At 57.2% G+C, this 1506-nt stretch carries 1 rRNA gene (only partly in view); it reads right to left on the bottom strand.

Going from position 1 to position 1506, the window contains the following annotated elements:
- Positions 1 to 2: 2 nt before the first annotated feature.
- Positions 3 to 1506: ribosomal RNA gene (locus tag ACZ38L_RS39075) — 23S ribosomal RNA — on the bottom strand; its annotated part runs 1248 nt beyond the window's last position; the annotation flags it as partial.

The raw sequence follows: 1506 nt of genomic DNA, 5'->3' as shown, positions 1-1506 counted from the left end.
CTGAGGACAAGCCCTCGGCCTATTAGTACCGGTCAGCTCCACCCCTCACAGGGCTTCCACATCCGGCCTATCAACCCAGTCGTCTACTGGGAGCCTTACCCTCTCAAGGAGGTGGGAGTGCTCATCTCGAAGCAGGCTTCCCGCTTAGATGCTTTCAGCGGTTATCCCTCCCGAACGTAGCCAACCAGCCATGCCCTTGGCAGGACAACTGGCACACCAGAGGTTCGTCCGTCCCGGTCCTCTCGTACTAGGGACAGCCCTTCTCAACACTCCTACGCGCACAGCGGATAGGGACCGAACTGTCTCACGACGTTCTAAACCCAGCTCGCGTACCGCTTTAATGGGCGAACAGCCCAACCCTTGGGACCTACTCCAGCCCCAGGATGCGACGAGCCGACATCGAGGTGCCAAACCATCCCGTCGATATGGACTCTTGGGGAAGATCAGCCTGTTATCCCCGGGGTACCTTTTATCCGTTGAGCGACGGCGCTTCCACAAGCCACCGCCGGATCACTAGTCCCTGCTTTCGCACCTGCTCGACCCGTCGGTCTCACAGTCAAGCTCCCTTGTGCACTTACACTCAACACCTGATTGCCAACCAGGCTGAGGGAACCTTTGGGCGCCTCCGTTACCCTTTAGGAGGCAACCGCCCCAGTTAAACTACCCACCAGACACTGTCCCTGATCCGGATCACGGACCCAGGTTAGACATCCAGCACGACCAGAGTGGTATTTCAACGACGACTCCACAACAACTGGCGTTGCCGCTTCAAAGTCTCCCACCTATCCTACACAAGCCGAACCGAACACCAATATCAAGCTATAGTAAAGGTCCCGGGGTCTTTCCGTCCTGCTGCGCGAAACGAGCATCTTTACTCGTAATGCAATTTCACCGGGCCTATGGTTGAGACAGTCGAGAAGTCGTTACGCCATTCGTGCAGGTCGGAACTTACCCGACAAGGAATTTCGCTACCTTAGGATGGTTATAGTTACCACCGCCGTTTACTGGCGCTTAAGTTCTCAGCTTCGCCCCACCGAAATGGAGCTAACCGGTCCCCTTAACGTTCCAGCACCGGGCAGGCGTCAGTCCGTATACATCGCCTTACGGCTTCGCACGGACCTGTGTTTTTAGTAAACAGTCGCTTCTCGCTGGTCTCTGCGGCCACCCCCAGCTCGGAGTGCAAGACTCTCCACCAGGCGTGGCCCCCCTTCTCCCGAAGTTACGGGGGCATTTTGCCGAGTTCCTTAACCATAGTTCACCCGAACGCCTCGGTATTCTCTACCTGACCACCTGAGTCGGTTTGGGGTACGGGCCGCCATGAAACTCGCTAGAGGCTTTTCTCGACAGCATAGGATCATCCACTTCACCACAATCGGCTCGGCATCAGGTCTCAGGCACATGTTACGCGGATTTGCCTACGCAACGCCCTACACCCTTACCCCGGGACAACCACCGCCCGGGCTGGACTACCTTCCTGCGTCACCCCATCGCTCACCTACTACCCCA

Source organism: Kitasatospora sp. NPDC024654 (assembly GCF_055559155.1).
This window is presented reverse-complemented; position numbering and strand designations above follow the sequence as displayed.